Below are 1599 nucleotides of genomic sequence, written 5' to 3'. Positions count from 1 at the left end.
TTGTGCTGCGCAAGGTGCACCGCCAGAAGTACCGCTGCCCCAAGGGCTGCGCGCCGGTGACGGCGCCCGCCCCGCCGCGCCTGGTGGAGGGTGGCCGCTACTCGGTGGAGTTCGCCGTCCACGTGGCGCTGCAGAAGTATGCCTTTCACCTGCCCCTGGCCCGCCAAGAGCGCATGTTCCGGCGGGAGGGCCTGGTGGTGGAGCGCCAGACGCTGTGGGATCAGATTGAGGCGCTGGCCGACCACCTGCGCCCCAGCTATGAGGCGCTGCCCGCAGAGCTCTTCGGCTCACCGCTGGTCCACGCCGATGAGACGCACTGGTACCTGCTGGACAAGGGGCCCGGGAAGAAGTGGTACGCGTGGACGGTGGCCTCGCCCGACACGGTGTACCACCGGATTCTGCCCAGCCGCTCGGGGGCCACGGCCAAGACGGTACTCGGAGACTACGCGGGCGTCGTCGTGGTGGATGGGTATGCGGCCTACCAGACGGCGACGAAGTCCGGAGCGGACGGGCCCGCCACCGCCATCCTGGCCTTCTGTTGGGCACACGTGCGGCGCAAATTCGTGGAGGCGCTCAAGTTCGCCCCTGTCTGTGAGCAGGTGTTGGAGCTCATCGGTCAGCTGTACGCCCTCGAGGAGGACTTGCCCGACTGGCACGCGCTGGAAGGCAAGGCTCAGCAGGACGCGCTGGCCCATCGGCTCGCCGTGCGACAGCAGCACTCAGCTCCTCTCGTCGAGCGCATCCACGCCTGGGCGCTGGCTCAGAAGGCGCTGCCCGACAGCACCTTCCGCAAGGCTCTCGAGTACATGCTGGCGCTGTGGAACGGGCTGACGGTCTTCCTGCGCGACCCTCGGGTGCCACTGGACAACAATCACGTCGAGCGACAACTGCGAGACATGGTGATGGGCCGCAAGAATCACTACGGCAGCAAGTCTCAGCGGGGCACCGAGGTGGCCGCGCTCTACTATTCGCTCATCGAGACGGCCAGGCTGCGCGGGGAGGACCCGGGCGACTACCTGCTGCGCGCAGCCCTCGCCGCCATCGAGAACCCAGGCACTGTCACTCTCCCCAACAGCTTCGACTGACTCCTGCTCGCCCAGCGGGCAGCCTCGTTCATCCCGCGGCCCTCACGGGGCACGGCGAACACTTACTGAGCATCGGCTCTCGCTGTCCGGGCGTGCTGCTACGCTCCAGCGGAGAACCGGCGTAGCTTTGACCCGCAGCACCTCGCTTGATTGATAGGACGTCGCCATGCGTTTGCGAACTTGCAGTGCATTCCTGCTTCTGCTCCTGCTCTCAGCCTGCGCAACGATGGATCCGAGCCCGGGGGAGTTGGAGGACCCAAGTCCGAGATTCGCCAACCTTCAGCGGGCGGCGCAGTTCCCCTGGACGGATGACGGGCATTGCGTGGTGCGGGAAGCCTCCAACGAATGGCCGATCCTTGCGGAGCGGTGCTTTCACGCTCTCGATCGGGACAGGGTCAGGTTTCGGGATGTCACCAAAAGATGCGCTGTCGCCTACGCGGATGCAGCCGCTCCCGCAGTCGTGGCCCTCTGTGTCTTCGCGGCACCCGAGATCGTCGTCGGTGCAGTGATTGTT

Annotated in this window: 1 protein-coding gene and 1 pseudogene; both read left to right on the top strand. The window is 66.4% G+C overall.

What is annotated here, in order from left to right; all coding sequences use genetic code 11:
• The coding region (tnpC, locus tag ACJ8AT_RS37910) for an IS66 family transposase (protein WP_407742864.1) at positions 1 to 1085 on the top strand (1085 nt) is incomplete at its 5' end.
• 166 nt (positions 1086 to 1251) lie between these two features.
• Positions 1252 to 1599 (top strand): annotated as a pseudogene (locus ACJ8AT_RS37905) (hypothetical protein); the annotation flags it as partial.

This window comes from Hyalangium sp., assembly GCF_045802625.1.
Lineage (GTDB): Bacteria > Myxococcota > Myxococcia > Myxococcales > Myxococcaceae > Hyalangium.
The sequence above is the reverse complement of the archived record's forward strand: the minus strand, read 5'-3'. Positions and strand labels throughout refer to the sequence as shown.